Source organism: Microbulbifer regidiadema (SeqCode), from assembly GCF_052467605.1.
Genome location: NZ_CP174316.1, coordinates 4,131,947 through 4,147,835 on the forward strand (window position 1 = coordinate 4,131,947; position 15,889 = coordinate 4,147,835).

Below are 15,889 nucleotides of genomic sequence, written 5' to 3' on the forward strand. Positions count from 1 at the left end.
TATTGCAGACAATGAAAATTATTTGCGCTAAGCACACCTTAGATCTCACCCAGCCTGTAGTGATGGGCGTTCTCAACACAACGCCGGATTCCTTTTCCGATGGGGGCCACTACTACGCCTCCGGCAGCCTGGATCTGTCCCTGGCTTTGCAGAGAGCGGAGCAGATGCTCTCTGAGGGCGCGACAATTCTCGATATCGGCGGGGAGTCGACACGTCCTGGCGCCACTCCGGTATCCGAGCAGCAGGAGCTGGACCGGGTGGTGCCGGTGGTTGAGGCGATCAAAGCGAACTTTGATGCGATTATCTCTGTCGATACCAGCACCCCAGCGGTGATGCGCGAGTCGGCCGCCGCCGGGGCGGGGCTGATCAATGATGTTCGTGCCCTGGAGCGCCCCGGTGCCCTGGAAGCCGCCGTAGAGACTGACTTGGCGATCTGCTTGATGCATATGCAGGGGCAGCCCGGCACTATGCAGGATGATCCGTCTTACACTGATGTTGTCGGGGATGTCGCCAGATACCTGCAAGCCAGGGTCGAGCGCTGTATTGGGCTGGGGGTTGCTCGGGATAGGCTTATTGTCGATCCGGGCTTCGGTTTTGGTAAAACCGACGCGCACAATTTGGCATTGTTGCGCAATTTGTCGCAGCTGGCGCCGGCGGATATGCCCATACTGGCGGGCTTGTCGCGCAAATCGATGATCGGTCGTCTGCTCGATCGGGATGTAGATGGTCGCCTCCCCGGCAGTCTGGCTCTGGCGATGCTGGCTGCGCAAAGGGGGGCAAAAATATTGCGTGTCCACGATGTTGCGGAAACTGTCGATGTGCTGCGTATGCAGCAGTTGGTTGACCGCGCCCCCTAATCAGAGATGTCTTACAGAGGCCCTAAGCCGCAGGGCCCTGTTGTAGTTTTCCGGCACAAAAGAAAAGCGGCGAAGTACACTATTGAGAAGCGTTATGGAAAGAAAGTATTTTGGCACTGATGGTATTCGCGGTCGCGTCGGCGAGGGGGCGATCACTCCCGACTTTATGCTGCGCCTGGGATATGCAGCGGGCAAGGTACTGGGGAGAACGTTCAAGGCTAAACACCACCGCCGCCCCCGCATCCTTATTGGTAAGGATACCCGGGTCTCCGGCTATATGTTTGAGGCGGCCCTGGAAGCGGGCCTGATTAATGCCGGTGTCGATGTCGCCCTGCTGGGGCCAATGCCGACCCCGGCGATTGCCTACCTGACCAGGACTTTCCACGCGGGCGCGGGTATCGTAATCAGTGCCTCGCACAACCCCTACCACGACAACGGCATCAAGTTTTTCAGTGCGGAAGGCACCAAGCTGCCAGACGAGATTGAGCAGGAGATTGAAGCTGCTCTCGAATTGCCGATGGAGACCTCGGCCGATCTCGGCCGTGCCTATCGCATCGACGATGCGGCGGCGCGTTATATCGAATTTTGTAAAGCGTCCACTCCCTGGGGCTTCTCCCTGGAGGGTTTGAAAATAGTCCTCGACTGCGCCAACGGTGCAACTTATCACGTAGCGCCGATGGTATTTCGTGAGCTGGGGGCGGATGTTAGCGTAATTGGCGCGGGCCCCGATGGGCTCAACATCAACCTGGATTGCGGCTCCACCAACCCGCAGCAGTTACAGCGAGCCGTGGTGAAGCAGGGTGCGGACCTGGGCATCGCCTTTGATGGCGACGGCGACCGGGTACTGTTTGTCGACGCCAACGGGGAGTTGGTCGACGGCGATCAGCTGTTGTATATCATCGCCATGCACCAGCATAAAATCCTCGGCGGCTGTGGCGGTGTTGTCGGCACCTTGATGAGCAACTACGGCTTTGAGTTGGCCCTGCGCGATAACAAGATCCCATTTGAGCGGGCCAAGGTTGGCGACCGCCATGTACTTGAGAAGATGTCTGCCAACCAGTGGAAACTGGGGGGCGAGTCTTCCGGCCATATTATCTGCGCCGATGCGTCTACCACCGGTGACGGCATTATTGCCGCGCTACAGGTGCTGCGAGGTCTGTGCGACTTTGCCGAGCCCCTGCACCAGCTTAAATCCCACATGACAATGTTCCCCCAGCATATGATTAATGTGCGGCTGGCCCATCGCGACGGCGTGCTCGATCATGCAGAGGTCAAGGCCGCCGTTGCCGATGCCGAGCGCCAGCTGGCGGACAGCGGGCGTGTACTATTGCGGCCATCGGGCACGGAGCCGCTGATCCGGGTAATGGTCGAAGGCCGCGACAGCGCCCTGGTGGAGCAGCTGGCCAAAGATATTTCCTCCGTGGTAGAGCGAATTGGAAACAACTGATCTGCTGCGATTTAACCCGTAGTAAATCGGTCCTACCGGGGCGCAGGGCAAACTCGTATAATTTTGGTTGTATGTTGGCGCCAATGTCGCTAAGATTTGCGCCCCTTGAAGGAGCACACATGCGAACACCGCTAGTAGCAGCAAACTGGAAAATGAACGGCAGCCGCGAGTTTGCCGAGCGTTTTTTCACCGACCTCAACCTCGAAGGTGTGACGTCTGGTGTTGTTGTCTGTCCATCTTTCCCGTACCTAGGCCTGGTGGCTGATGCGGCGGAAAAGAGCGGAGGTTTTAGCCTGGGTGCCCAGGACCTCAGCCAGGAGCCCAAAGGGGCATTTACTGGTGAGGTTTCCGCTAGCATGCTGCTGGATTGGAATACCCGTTACGTGATCGTCGGGCACTCCGAGCGCCGTAGTCTCTACGGTGAAACCAGTGGGTTGGTAGCGAAAAAATTTGTCGCAGCCCAAAAGGCGGGACTGACTCCAATACTCTGCGTCGGGGAAACCCTTGCGGAGCGCGAGCAGGAACGCACTCTGAGCGTGGTTGCTGAACAGCTTCAAGCCGTCGCCGATATCATCGATTCAGCTGACTGGAAGCAGTCCGTAATTGCCTATGAGCCGGTATGGGCCATTGGCACCGGAAAAACGGCTAGCCCTGATGAGGCCCAGACTGTACATGCGTTTATTCGCTCACAGTTAGGAGATTTGGGCGCTGAAGTGCAGATTTTGTATGGCGGTAGTGTAAAATCCGCAAATGCCAGCGAGCTTTTTGCTCAGGCAGATATTGATGGTGCCCTGGTGGGCGGAGCCTCGTTGGATGCCAGCGAGTTTGCCGAGATTTGTCGCGCTGCTGTTTGAAGGAATAGCACGCGGATTAGCGAATACTGAATAACGGGTTGTTGAGACCCCGGTAGAGAGTTTCCAGAAGATGGAAAAATTGGTATTAGTTGTACACGTATTGACTGCACTGGGCATTATCGGCCTGATCCTGATGCAACAGGGCAAAGGTGCCGAAGCTGGTGCATCCTTTGGTGCCGGCGCATCTCAGACAGTTTTTGGCAGTCAAGGTAGCGGAAACTTCTTTTCCCGCTTGACAGCAATTTTTGCGACGGTATTCTTCGTCACCAGTTTTGGTCTGGCCATTCTGGCAAAGCAAAGCTCAGATACCAACGTTGATGCGGACCTTCCGCAAATTCCAGCGGCGGTAGAGCAGATTGGCCCAGCCGAAGAACTGCCGGCTATCGATAGCGATATCCCGCAGCTCGAAACAGATTTGGAAACTGGCGATATCCCACAGATTCCTGTAGACAGCAACAGCTCAGAAGAGCCCGCTGCTAACCAGGAAGGTGAGGAACAGCAGTAACAGATTTTTGCCCAGGTGGTGGAATTGGTAGACACGCTATCTTGAGGGGGTAGTGAGCTATGCTCGTGCGGGTTCAAGTCCCGCCCTGGGCACCACACAAAGCTTCGTTAAACTGAAGCAAAAAGCCCTGCTAAGCAGGGTTTTTTTATTTAAGCGCTATAGGCTTGTCATGCGTCTCACAGTGAAGACTCTGCTCTTCCGCAATGGTGCTTTGATTTTGCCGATAGCTGCCGGTTATCGACAGTGATAACCTGTCGGAAAGTGAGAAACAGTAGTAACAGATTTTTGCCCAGGTGGTGGAATTGGTAGACACGCTATCTTGAGGGGGTAGTGAGCTATGCTCGTGCGGGTTCAAGTCCCGCCCTGGGCACCACATCAAGATCCGAAAAACTTCGGAATCATCCAAAAAGCCCGGTAGATCCGGGCTTTTTGCTATCTGCAAGGTATGCAGCCTTCCTTCTTGTTCGCTGTCATCCAGCGCTCTCTGCTGCTGCATTTTCTGCTATCTGGTTCAATTTAGGGACTGCTAGCACCAGCGATTGGCTTGTGGATAAATGGGGGCTATCTGGTAGCTCTGTATCTGACACTTCCGCCCCAGTGTTCAATTCTAGCCAATATAACTTGAGCCTAGGATTCAGCTTTAAATCTTAACTTTGGCCGAGTGGGGCACTGGTTTCTTGCCCTTTCATGGCTGTGGGTGGTGGGCTTTCTTGTCGTTGGTGCAATGTTCGTCGGTTTCTCGATGTGGCTTTACTCTGGAATGTATGGTGAGGATGAATGAAGATTTTTACAGGCGCGCATCTGCATAGCTGAATTGTGCCGCCCCAGTGGCCTATGTGATTTTGAGCTGACTATCAAACTGCCGCTTCTGCGGTTTGGGGCTCTGTACTTGATCGACCCTTTGTCGGTTTGAAATAGGTGAAGCCGAGCTTAAATTTCAGCATTGCACTTAGCTGAAGATACATAGACATTGCGATTAATATTCGGGTTTTCCCCTCTATTCATAACGGCAACCCAGTGGGAAGAATGCTTTTTCATAGCTTATCCTTGCTGTAAGTTAAGAGATAGAATTAGTAGGAATTAGCTTTGCCAGGCTGGGGGCGGGCTGCCGGGTTTGGTGATGATCAAATCGCTATTAAATTCTCCATCTCGACGCCACTCAGGATAAATCCAGCGCTCAATTTCACGTGTGGTGCTTGCCTTGGCATTGGGCCATTTATATTGGGCTTCTGCCAGTTGTTTTTGTGTATCGATACCCGGCTGAAATTTAATGCTGTTGCATACAGAGTCGCGAATACTGTTCATTGCGGTTAAGCAGGGTTTAACCGGGGCATAACCCAGATATCTAAAAACAATGCTCAGATAATGCTCGCTGCTTAACGGTATAAATAAGCTGCTGGAAAAGTAGGTGTCGTGATGGGGGTTGTGCTTCAATTCTTCCGGGGGGTTGACTCTATGCTCTTCAAAAAATATTGCTGTAACTCCGCTTAACTCATAGAGCTTCCAGTTAACCGGGGCTAATTGCACATAATAATCAGGGCGACAAGGGCCTGAATAATATAAGCGGCGCATAACCACCTGCTCCAAATGCTGAGGATTTAAACAGCTCATATCACTGGGAAGTTTATCGTGGCGATTCAAAATAAGCCTAAAATCAATCGTGCCAATAGGACGGCTGTGCCAGATGGGGCCAAATAGCTCCCAGCTCCTTTCTATAAAGCATTGCCTGGAAACCCCTTCACGTTCCCAGTCTTCGTACCCGCTATCAGCGATATAATCACTAGGATCAAAAATATTGACCCTTTCTGGGTAGCTGGTTGGGTCGAGATCGGCAAAACTGTCGTAGCAAGAGTGGGGCGGGAGGCTAAGCTCTAGGCGGTTGCCAGAAAAATCAATGGAGATTGCTTCCCGTTTATTGCGGTGGGGGATATAGGGGCGGCGACGGGAGGCGAAAAGGCGGTTAAGCATTGCTGAATAAACCCTTTGGGTGCTTATTATTCTGATTTTATTCTTCATGGAGTTTTATAGGTCAAAATTTTTCTAGGGCAATTCATTGTCACTTTGACATCCACTTAATTCACAAATTAGAAGTCGTTTTCTGAGAGTGCTGGCGCAGTAGGCTATTGGTATCCTTATTTAGGTTCCTCTCTAAAAATTAATGAGGATATAAAAAATAGACCTTTGCATAAAGAGCCTCACTAATATTCTCGTATAGAGAAAACTCTTTACCGTTATCGGTGGTAATAGTGTGCCCGAATTCAATTCTGAAGTATATCAGTTAATCGCCTGGAAAATAATGGCTGGATGGCGGCGATATCTGTCGTTTCTTATCCATCAAGGAGTTAAGTGATGTAAGGTTTGGATGCGAAAGAAGCGTGGATAGAGCTGCAATATAAGCCAAGAACAAGTTGAGCGGAATAATTGTTATGCTGTTTGCTTTCGTTAACAGTCATCAGGTGTCAATGTGCCCGTATATATAGTTGGTGCATACGGTGTGCATGGATATTCCCTTTGCTCCGTTATTTGTTGCTTGCCAGTTATAGAGTAAGGTCAAAAATAAAAGTTGAGTGCTTCGGGGTGGGTTCTTGTCGGTGGGGGAGTTGTGTTTTTATGATTTGCGAGGGTAAAAAAATTTTATTTGCGTTGTTTTTATGTGGGGTATTTGTAAGGCACACCAAACATGAATGCAGCCTGAAAATACTGGGATTTGCAGGAGGTTTTGCTAAATATTTTTGTTTTTTTGCTTTGTTATTTGGGGTGTAAGACTTAAGTTTAAAATTTTAATCTTTCAGTTTAATTTTCTTGTTAGTTAATGGTTGGGCATTTATACTGCTCGCGTAAATATTTTTTAAGGATGAAAAATGAAATATTTAAAGTGCATATTTCCGCTGTTGAGTTTTGTGTTGGCGAGCCAGTCGTTTGCGGAGACGGTTTTTATTAGTGGCGTTAAGCATAGTGTTACGGAGTACTCTTATAGTTCGGATACCCGGCGCATTGCCGAGATTGAAGTTTTAGGTGATGGTGCGCAAGAAATCAGTTTTGATATTACTGCGGTTGTATCTGGTTTGGGACGATTAAAGCCCGATGTTGTTTGTCGCGACTCATACGGGGGAGAGCATTGCTACACTAGAAATCACCCCAGGATTTTTGACTTTGTGTATGATGTTGCACTCACGGCAAGTTGTGTTGGCAGAGACGGTAGCAGAACTGCAATAGACGCTGATAGGGATAACAAGAATATTTATACCAATGTGCCTATTACAGATTTTCGCAATGATGTGGTCTTAACGATAGATAATGGTTCAATTGCCGCTGATCAGTGCGAAACCTTGATTGTTGATATTCAGGGTGATCTAGAGGCCATTAACGATGTGAATTTAAAAGTTTTCACCTATGAACGCTTCTAGTTGATAGGCGGCAAGTGTCGGCAACTATTGCCGGCACTTTTGCACTCGAAGCCCAATCCCATATCACCCTGCGTTCGAAAGTATTGGATCTCTGTATATCTAAGCGTAATGGTGCCGCCACCTGTGCTGGAGTCTGAAGCGGCTAACAGTGGTGGGTTTACTCTTGAGCCGGATGTCGATGAATTAAGTTCACCCCACAATAGACGCTGTTACTCGTTTTAAGCCCCGTTAAGGGGCTTTTTTATGTCTGTTGATTGACAGTTGAGAGCCGTGGCTGGCGCAGGCCAAAAGCCGGGAAGCTTGTCCGCACAGAAAGGCGCTCTGCTGCTTGGCTATAGCAGGATCAATATCCCTATATCCCGTGTGGTTTATGCGGTAACCGCACACTTTGTGCCAGATAGAGGACGCTGATTCCTGGTGCTGGAAGCGAGAAAGATGCCCGGCTCTTGAGCCAGATCAGTTTTCCTATCTCAGAGTGGCATAAGGTAAAGAGGTTAGTGTCCATGCCATCGCAGATTGAAATTGAATGGATTCGAAAAGAGATTCTGCGCTGTATGGGGTAGAGCTGTTTCCTCTCGCGGGTGAGAGTCGACATTATTACAACAAAAAAAGCGAGTGGAGACCGGATCAGGGAGGGTCGTAGTGAATTTGGTTGAAGACTCCTGGCTGCCGATTGTCCGACGATGTGGTATGCGGGAAAAAATAGCCCCCTGGCAAATTGCCGAGAGGGAAAACCCGGTTGTGGATATCTGCACGGTGCGACCGGATTTTCGCGGGGCGCTTTTTCAGTTTTTAATTGGCCTTTTGCAGACCGCCTCTGCCCCCAAAGATATAGATGACTGGAGAGCCCACTGGAAAAAAGCGCCCACTGAGGAGACTCTAAAATCACAACTGCAAATCTATGCCCCCAATTTTGCCCTGCTGCGGGATTCCGGGCCGGCATTTATGCAGGATTTAGAGCTGCTGGAGGGGGAGTCAAAATCGATCGCCAGCCTATTGATCGAGGCTCCCGGCAGTAAAACCTGCCGGGATAACCAGGACCTTTTTATTAAGGGGGGCAGGGTGCAAGGGGTGTGCCCCAGTTGTGCCGCCAGCGCTCTGTTTACCTTACAAATAAACGCCCCTTCCGGTGGCGTGGGGCACAGGACCAGCTTGCGCGGTGGTGGCCCGCTGACCACACTACTGATGCCATCGGCAGAAAGTGCCACCCTCTGGCATAAACTGTGGCTCAATATTCTGCCGCAAGAGCGGCTCGGGGTGGGGTCTACAAATTCCGCCCGCAGTATCTTTCCCTGGCTCGCCCCCTCCCGCCTGTCCGATAAACAGGGCTCCTCTACTTTCCCCGACGACGCCCACCCCCTGCAAGTGTACTGGGGGATGCCGCGTAGAATACGTTTGCATACCCCCAGGGATGGGCGGGGCTACTGTGATCTGTGTGGGGAACAGACCGATCAGTTAATTCGCGAATATACCAGCAAGAATTATGGCATTAATTACGAGGGCCCCTGGGTTCACCCCTTGACGCCCTATCGGCAGGATCTCAAGAAAAAGTCCCCGCCCCTGAGCTTGAAGGGGCAGCAGGGTGGGCTCGGTTATCGACACTGGTTGGGGCTCTTGTGGCACGACCCCGCCAATGGTTATGAAGCCAGTCGAGCAGTGCGCCTATTCCACGAGGGCTATGGGGAAATCCTTGAGGAGCCAGACGCAAATATCGGTGTGCGCCTGTGGGGGTTTGGCTATGACATGGACAATATGAAGGCGCGTTGCTGGTATGAGCAGGAAATGCCGGTGCTGACGGTCTCCTCCGAGTATCGGCCGCAGTTTATCTCGCTGGTCGGGGAGCTATTAGCGGCGGCACAGGATGTTTTGAAAGAGCTGCGCTTTAGGGTCAAGGCCACTTGGTTTAACAACCCCAAAGAGGCCAAGGGGGATTTTTCATTTATTGATCAGGCATTTTGGCAGGCGACGGAGAGCCAGTTTTATCGCCTGCTGAAGCCGCTCGCGCGGGAGTCCAAACAGGCTCAATTTATATCTGCACCAGTGGCCTCTGCCTGGGCTCAGATACTGAAAAAAACAGCCTTGGTGCAGTTTGACCACTGGTCACTGGAAGAGGCTTTGGACGGCCTAAAATTGCAGCGGGTGACTCGGGCGAGGCGTTTTTTAAAGAGCAAGCTCTCCAGCTTGGCAAGTTTAAAAACTCTGGATGATGCAGCTAAAGTTGAGCAACAACAGGAGGAGTTGTGATGGCCGGATATCAATATCTCAGCGATACAGATGTAAACCGACTGCGTGCGTGGCACCGCTGGCTCAATGATAACGCTGGCCGGGCCGACCGGGCGCGTTTAAGGCGAGCGGTTGATCCTGTGGATGTTATGCCGACGCCCGCTTTTATCCGTTTTTTAAAGGATATGCCCGAGCGCTGGCAGCAAGACGAACAGATTCGCATCGAAGACGCCGCTCTGGTCGCTACGGTGATTGCCCATGTGAAAACCGATAATCCCGCAAAAATGATTGACGGCGATAGCAGTAAATCCAGGGATTTCAGTTTTGCCCGCTCCCTGGCTACCCCCCGGGAGCGGGGAGGGCGGCCGCCTTTGAGTGAGCTGCGTTTTTTCCAGTTGCAAAAAAGCCGCGATACGGCCGAATTTTACCGGCGCATAGTGCGCGCTCTGGCCCTGCTCGATGGCAAAGCCAGTATCGCCTCTCTCGCTAACGATTTACTGCACTGGCAAAAGGAGATGCGCACAATGCCCGCACGCTATCCACAGGAGCGTTTGGCCGTGCGCTGGGCGACAGATTACTACGCAGTTTTGCCAGACTGAGTGGGATTTTTGAGCTGTTTGAGAATTTTTAAGGTGTATCCCGCTGCAACACTGGGCGCACAGCGAAGCCAGGCCGATCGGCACAGTTGTTAATCCGGATATCCGCGCAATGGACCAAAATAATGAAATGGCCTGACGGTCGCCACAAGGAGAGATTTATGAGCCGCTTTATTCAATTGCATGTATTGACCGCCTATCCCCCTGCGAACCTGAACCGGGATGATCTGGGGCGGCCAAAAACAGCCAAGATGGGGGGCTGTGATCGTCTGCGAATCTCCTCCCAGAGTTTAAAGCGTCACTGGCGAACGTCGGAGTTGTTCCAACAGGCGCTGGCCTCGGAGCAGGGGGACAGCCTTATTGGCACCAGGACCAAGCGCCAGGGCTTACTGGCCTACAATGCCTTACTGGAACTGGGGGTCTCTGAGAAAAAAGCCAAACTGTGGGCACAGAAAATCGCCGAGCAGTTTGGCAAGTTAAAAAAACCGGAGAAAGACAACCCGCTGGCCGACCTGGAAATTGAGCAGTTGGTCCACCTCAGTAGTGCCGAGCAAAATGCGATTAATGCACTGCTGAAAATACTGGCTGAAGAGGGGCGCGAGCCGGAGAAAGCGGAGTTGGATTTACTGCGCAGAGAGAATATGGCGGTGGATATCGCCCTGTTTGGCCGTATGCTTGCCTCCAAGCCCGCCTATAACGTCGAAGCTGCGTGTCAGGTGGCCCATGCGCTGTCGGCGCACTCAGTAGTGATTGAGGACGATTACTTTACCGCAGTAGATGATCTCAACGATCGCAGCGAAGATGCGGGTGCGGCCCACCTGGGGGAGGCGGGTTTTGCGGCCGGATTATTTTATTCCTATATCTGTATTAATAAAGAGCTGCTGATTGAAAATCTGGGCGGGGATAAAGCGCTGGCCGATCGCGCCGTAGCGGCACTGACAGAGACTATTCTCAAGGTTTCCCCCAGCGGTAAACAGAATAGCTATGCCAGCCGCGCCTACGCCTCTTACGTAGTCGCCGAGGCCGGCGATCAGCAACCGCGCTCTCTCTCGGCGGCCTACCTGAAGCCGGTAGACCGCTACAGTGAAGACTATGCCCACGATGCGATCGATGCGCTGCAAAAACAATTGCAGAGTTTTGATCGGGTGTACGGGGACTGTGCCGATGGTCGCTATGTGCTCAATGCTGTAACCGGTGAAGGTAATATCGAGGAACTTCTAGCCTTTGTCAGCGAATAGGTGGCGCTATGGAATACCTCGTATTTCGCTTATACGGCGCCATGGCTTCCTGGGGGGAAGTGGCGGTGGGCGAATCCCGTCACAGCGCACACTACCCGGGCAAATCGGCCATTGCCGGATTACTCGGTGCGGCACTGGGCATACCCCGGGAGCAGGAGGACCTACAGCAGAATCTGGCACAGCAATATCGCCAGGCGGTAAAGGTTCTACATGGGGGCACCCTGCTAAAAGACTTCCACACGGTGCAGGTGCCGGATTCCGCCGGCAAGCGCCGCTACCACACCCGCCGCGATGAGCTGGTTGTGGGTAAGGCGCGCCTCGGTACCCTGTTGTCTCGCCGGGAATATCTGGTGGATGCGCAGGCCGTCGTCGCGCTGAGGTCCTGTGCGGGGGCCAACTGGTCGCTGGCGGAGCTGAGCGAAGCCCTGGCCCGGCCAAAGTACCACCTCTATCTGGGGCGTAAAGCATTTCCGCTGTCGGCGCCCACCGCTGCGCGGGTGATTGGTGCGGATAATTTTCGCAGTGCGCTGGATCACTATATTCCCCCGGAACTGCTGGGCTACCAGCCGGACTGGGCCCGGCAGGAGCGCTGGCTGCCCAGGGATGAGCATTGTCGCTACTACTGGGAGGGCAGCTTAGATGATTTCTCTGCGGAAGATAATGCCTTTTCAGCCGAATCAGTACAGCGGCTCAGTCGTCTCGATCAGCCCTTATCTCGCAAGCGCTGGCAATTCCAACCGCGCATCGAAAACCTCTGGCAGCCATAAGGGGGCGGCTATGTATTTATCCAGAGTTCAACTATCTCCCTCGCTGGCGGTGCAAAAGCAGCTGGCTCGGCTGCTCAGTGAGAACAGTTACGGTATTCACCAAATTCTGTGGGACCTGTTTGATGGTGGGGAGCGCTTTTTATTTCGCGAGGAGTCCTCGCGGGAACAGCTGCTCAGCAAGCGCAACCTGCCGGTATTTTACCTGCTGTCAAAAGTCCGGCCGGCGCAGGATAACCCGGTTTTTTCCGTAGAGACTAAAACCTTTGCGCCGCGCTTAAACCCCGGCGATCGCTTGGCATTTCGCCTGCGCGCCAATCCCACCGTGGCGCGCAAGCGCGAAGGGCAAAAGCGCGGCAAGCGGCACGATGTACTGATGGATGCCCAGTTACACTGGCTGCGGGAGCATTGCGAATCTCATGGTCTGCCCGTTGAGGGCGGCAAGGGGCAGCTCAAGCAGAGTTTGATACAGGCAAAACCGCAGCAGTTTGCCCTGGGGCAGATTGAATCCCAATTGCAGGATATCAGTCAAAATGCTGCGCGCAGCTGGCTGATACACCGGGGCCTCCGCCTCGGTTTCGATATCTATCCACCCAAGCTGCACTGCAATGGTTACCGCTGGAATCTATTGCATAAAAAACAGCGCGGTGCCGGTTTTAGCTCGGTGGATTACCGGGGGGAATTGCTGGTAACCGAACCGGAATTATTTGTGCAAAATATTTTTGCCGGTATGGGGCCAGCCAAAGCGTTTGGCTGCGGCTTGATGTTGATTCGCCGTATTTGAGCGGCAGAGACTATTTTTAGGTTGGCTGTGCAGGCCCGTGCCTATTGTTGGAATGTTCCCCGCATGAGCGGGGATAAAACGCCCACTTCATCGCGAGGGGGTGAGAACAGTATAGGTTCCCCGCATGTGCGGGGATAAACCATGGCCTCGGTGTTTAATCGTTTTATGATCAGCCTGCTCCCCGCATCTGCGGGGTTAAACCGGAGGGTATCCTGTGAGACTTTTCTTGCCGAACAGGTTCTCCGCTCGGTCGGAGTTGCACCGGTAATTGCGCAATAGGGCGATTCTAACTGTGGTTGTTCCCCGCAGGGCGGGGTTAAACCGTGGAAAACCGTCAAAGCACCGGGTTTTGATTTGGGTATTCCCCGTTGCTGCGGGGGTAAACCGAGTGTGGGACGGGATTGTGCCGACACCTGAGTTTGTTTCCCCGCCCAGCGGGGTTGGACCGTAGCCGATAGCGACCAGGCATTGGCTCAGTCAAGGCTTCCCCGAAAACTCGGGGGATTTTGTGGGGTTGTGCTATTATCGCGCTGCTTTTGCGCAGCTGTTCCCTGTGTGTGCAGGGTTAAACCGGATAAGGCATGGCCCCAGTGCCCTGTGCAAGATGTTCCCTGAATGCTCGGGGATAAACCGACGATGGAGAAGTTGTCGAAGGGTAGTTTAGCCGTTCCCCGCACTCGCGGGGCTACCATCGCCCCGTCTCCCTTTCCCGCTTATATAAATACTGGCGATAATTGCTTGCGGCAGGCCTCTATAGCGCGGTTCTTCGGCACTCGCGGTCTACCCATTTTAATAAGGTGGGGATACGGTGCTTGCCGTGCATCTTCAGTACCCGCTGTTTGGCCTCTGTCAGGGGCAGGCCGAGACTGCTGATATACAGCGGTTTTATGCTGTTGCCTCGCAACAGTTGCGCCTCTGCGGGAGTGTCCTTAAACGGTTTTTTGGCAACGCCAATAATGGGGATTTCCCCGCGCAAGGCGGAATAGAGGTGAGCGCCCAACCCGGGTCTTTGCTCTTTGCCCAAATTGACATAACCATCAATGATAATAAGCTGCGCTTTGATCTGGTGCTCTTCAATTAAGGTGAGGATACAGGGGAGTTCCCGCTTGTAGAAAGCACCAGGCTCATACTCCAAGGTGCTGTCTATATGACTGCGATACTGCTGTTGCGGCTCTGGGTCTGACCAGTGCTCAAAAGCGACCCCGGCCACTAGGGCACCGGGCTCCCGATAATCTACATCTACCGCCAAAATCATAATGGCAACCTCTTTCTTATTGCTTCGATCCGCACCGTTTTCTGCGGGGACTTCCAGTTGGACCCGCTGTAAGCGCCGTTTGCGAGTCGCCTTATTGTGCCTATCCAGGGCAGGGTTTCGCCGAATAAGGTATTGGCCCTGTCGGCCCGGCTTTAACAGTGTGAACAACGCAATCGCAAGGTTAACTGAGCCGGCTTAGAACACAAGCGCTGGGGATTGTGGTGTTATGCCTCTGCGTACCACTTAGCACTGGGGGTGCAGTTGTCGCAGACTACGACTGGGGTATGGAGAGAGAAGTCTAAGATTCCAGGGGTAAAAGGGGCCGTGTCTCAAACACTTGGCCCGCTGGCGCATAGGGAGGTGGGTCCATGGCTCAATTATCGCGACGGGAATTTTGCTTTGCCACGGGGGTAATGGGGGCGGCGCTATTTACTGGGGTGTCGAGTGCAAAAGCTACGCAGACAGAGACAAACCGCCGCCACGCCCTGCCTATTCCCCCGCAGTTGCGCGCAGATGAACAGGGCCAGATTAAATTGGCGACGCGCCCGGGCAGGCAGTCTTTCCTGGCGGGATGGGCTACGCACACCTGTGGATTTAATGGCCCGTTTTTAGGACCGGCGATAAGGGTACGCAAGGGCGAGAAGGTAACCGTCAGTGTGGTTAACCAGTTGACGCAAAATGTGACAGCACACTGGCACGGGTTAATTATCCCCGGTAGCGCCGATGGTGGCCCCTATATGCCACTAAAGCCCGGCGAAACCTGGCGTCTCGACTGGAACATAATCCAGCCTGCGGCCACCCTGTGGTTTCATCCACACCTCTATCCGACAACCGCAGAATTGGTGCTGAAAGGGTTGGCGGGGCTTATTATTATCGATGATGACGAAAGCGATGCACTGCCATTGCCCTCGCACTGGGGGGTGGATGATATTCCCCTGATACTTCAGGATCGCCGCTTTACCGATGATGGCCAGTTTTTTCATCGTTTTAATGAAGTGACAATTGCGGCGGGCTACTGCGGTGATCGGTTACTGGTCAATGGGGTCATCAACCCTGTGGTCAGGCCACCTAGAGGGTGGGTGCGCTTTCGTATTTTGGATGGTTCCAATGGGCGCAACTACCGCTTGGCCACCAGTGATAAACGCCCGCTCTATGTGATTGCTAGCGATGGTGGCCTGTTGTCAGAACCGGTGAAAGTGGAGGTGCTGCCGATTGCCGCAGGAGAGCGCTACGAAGTAATGATAGACACCCGCGATGGCAAGCCATTCGATCTGCAGACACTGCCAGTACCTCAGCCAATAATGCGCCTGCCGCCCTTTGATCGGGCTCACAGTTTTCTCAGTGTGCTACCCGCAACCTCTGAGGGAAAAGGGCAGTTGCCGGAGCGCCTCGTCTCCCTACCTCCCATTCCCAAAAATCTGCCACCAATCAGCCAGAGGTTGGTAATGCAAATGAACCGGCAGCAGCAGGCGCAGGCGGCGATTAATGCAACGGGGTTAATGCCGATGCTTGCCACAGGTGCGACAGACCCCGATGTAGTAGCCAAGGTCGTTAAGCTGATTACTGAAGGGCCGGCACTGTCTTTAAAACAGCAGCTAATCGCCAATGGGATTAATGGGGTTTCCTTTGCGTTGACCGAGCCGGGATTTAAAGTTGCGAGAAATCAGGATTTGCGCTGGGAAATTTCTGAAGGGCAGGACAGCATGCTGCACCCGGTGCATATTCACGGCTGTCAGTTTCGGGTAATACAATACAACGAGGCGGAACCGCCACTCTATATGCGCGGCTGGAAAGATACAATTCCCATATCTGCTGGCGGTAAAGCAGAGATTTATGTCCGTTTTCCGCTAGCGGCTATGGCGGATATGCCTTATATGGCGCACTGCCATGTACTGGAGCATGAGGATTCGGGGATGATGACGGAGTTTAGTGTTTCCTGATTGGCTGTGCCGCTAATCG

At 53.1% G+C, this 15,889-nt stretch carries 13 protein-coding genes and 2 tRNA genes; 13 read left to right on the top strand and 2 right to left on the bottom strand.

The window, feature by feature from the left end:
* Positions 1 to 11 precede the first annotated feature (11 nt).
* The 6 genes from folP to ACJJIF_RS18725 all read left to right on the top strand — a co-directional run bounded on the left by folP (position 12) and on the right by ACJJIF_RS18725 (position 4,036).
* The gene (folP, locus tag ACJJIF_RS18700; RefSeq protein ID WP_444929790.1) at positions 12 to 857 is read left to right on the top strand and encodes a dihydropteroate synthase; all 846 of its coding nucleotides are present in this window, start codon (positions 12 to 14) and stop codon (positions 855 to 857) included.
* 94 nt (positions 858 to 951) lie between these two features.
* Positions 952 to 2,304, top strand: a complete 1,353-nt coding sequence (gene glmM / locus ACJJIF_RS18705; protein ID WP_444929791.1) for a phosphoglucosamine mutase — start codon at positions 952 to 954, stop codon at positions 2,302 to 2,304.
* Between the two features lie 119 nt (positions 2,305 to 2,423).
* Positions 2,424 to 3,158 carry a triose-phosphate isomerase gene (gene tpiA / locus ACJJIF_RS18710; protein WP_444929792.1) on the top strand — a complete coding sequence of 245 codons (735 nt, stop codon included), beginning with the start codon at positions 2,424 to 2,426 and terminating at the stop codon, positions 3,156 to 3,158.
* A 70-nt stretch (positions 3,159 to 3,228) separates the two neighbouring features.
* Entirely contained in the window at positions 3,229 to 3,663 is a 435-nt protein-coding gene (secG, locus tag ACJJIF_RS18715) for a preprotein translocase subunit SecG (protein ID WP_444929793.1), read from the top strand.
* A gap of 9 nt (positions 3,664 to 3,672) precedes the next feature.
* Positions 3,673 to 3,758 (top strand) — tRNA-Leu (locus ACJJIF_RS18720).
* A 192-nt stretch (positions 3,759 to 3,950) separates the two neighbouring features.
* Positions 3,951 to 4,036: transfer RNA gene (locus ACJJIF_RS18725), tRNA-Leu, on the top strand.
* 707 nt (positions 4,037 to 4,743) lie between these two features.
* Here the strand turns inward: ACJJIF_RS18725 and ACJJIF_RS18730 are convergent.
* Positions 4,744 to 5,631 (bottom strand): hypothetical protein, encoded by an 888-nt coding sequence (locus ACJJIF_RS18730; protein WP_444929794.1) that lies wholly within the window; start codon positions 5,629 to 5,631, stop codon positions 4,744 to 4,746.
* Positions 5,632 to 6,524: 893 nt separating this feature from the next.
* Here ACJJIF_RS18730 and ACJJIF_RS18735 point away from each other — a divergent pair.
* The 6 genes from ACJJIF_RS18735 (at position 6,525) to cas6e (ending at position 12,675) form a co-directional block, all read left to right on the top strand.
* Complete coding sequence (locus tag ACJJIF_RS18735; protein WP_444929795.1) at positions 6,525 to 7,070, top strand: hypothetical protein; 546 nt, start codon at positions 6,525 to 6,527, stop codon at positions 7,068 to 7,070.
* 642 nt (positions 7,071 to 7,712) lie between these two features.
* Positions 7,713 to 9,314: a type I-E CRISPR-associated protein Cse1/CasA gene (casA, locus tag ACJJIF_RS18740; RefSeq protein WP_444929796.1), complete on the top strand. Its 1,602-nt coding sequence runs from the start codon at positions 7,713 to 7,715 to the stop codon at positions 9,312 to 9,314.
* Positions 9,314 to 9,892 carry a type I-E CRISPR-associated protein Cse2/CasB gene (gene casB / locus ACJJIF_RS18745; RefSeq protein ID WP_444929797.1) on the top strand — a complete coding sequence of 193 codons (579 nt, stop codon included), beginning with the start codon at positions 9,314 to 9,316 and terminating at the stop codon, positions 9,890 to 9,892. Before casA ends, casB begins: the two co-directional genes overlap by 1 nt.
* 158 nt (positions 9,893 to 10,050) lie before the next feature.
* Positions 10,051 to 11,127 (top strand): type I-E CRISPR-associated protein Cas7/Cse4/CasC, encoded by a 1,077-nt coding sequence (gene cas7e / locus ACJJIF_RS18750; protein WP_444929798.1) that lies wholly within the window; start codon positions 10,051 to 10,053, stop codon positions 11,125 to 11,127.
* Between the two features lie 8 nt (positions 11,128 to 11,135).
* The gene (gene cas5e / locus ACJJIF_RS18755; protein WP_444929799.1) at positions 11,136 to 11,894 is read left to right on the top strand and encodes a type I-E CRISPR-associated protein Cas5/CasD; all 759 of its coding nucleotides are present in this window, start codon (positions 11,136 to 11,138) and stop codon (positions 11,892 to 11,894) included.
* A 10-nt stretch (positions 11,895 to 11,904) separates the two neighbouring features.
* Positions 11,905 to 12,675, top strand: coding sequence for a type I-E CRISPR-associated protein Cas6/Cse3/CasE (cas6e, locus tag ACJJIF_RS18760; protein ID WP_444929800.1), 771 nt, complete (start codon positions 11,905 to 11,907; stop codon positions 12,673 to 12,675).
* A 751-nt stretch (positions 12,676 to 13,426) separates the two neighbouring features.
* Here the strand turns inward: cas6e and ACJJIF_RS18765 are convergent.
* Entirely contained in the window at positions 13,427 to 14,098 is a 672-nt protein-coding gene (locus tag ACJJIF_RS18765) for an endonuclease V (protein ID WP_444929801.1), read from the bottom strand.
* Between the two features lie 200 nt (positions 14,099 to 14,298).
* Between ACJJIF_RS18765 and cueO the strand changes: the two genes are divergently transcribed.
* Positions 14,299 to 15,870: a multicopper oxidase CueO gene (cueO, locus tag ACJJIF_RS18770; protein ID WP_444929802.1), complete on the top strand. Its 1,572-nt coding sequence runs from the start codon at positions 14,299 to 14,301 to the stop codon at positions 15,868 to 15,870.
* Positions 15,871 to 15,889: the final 19 nt, after the last annotated feature.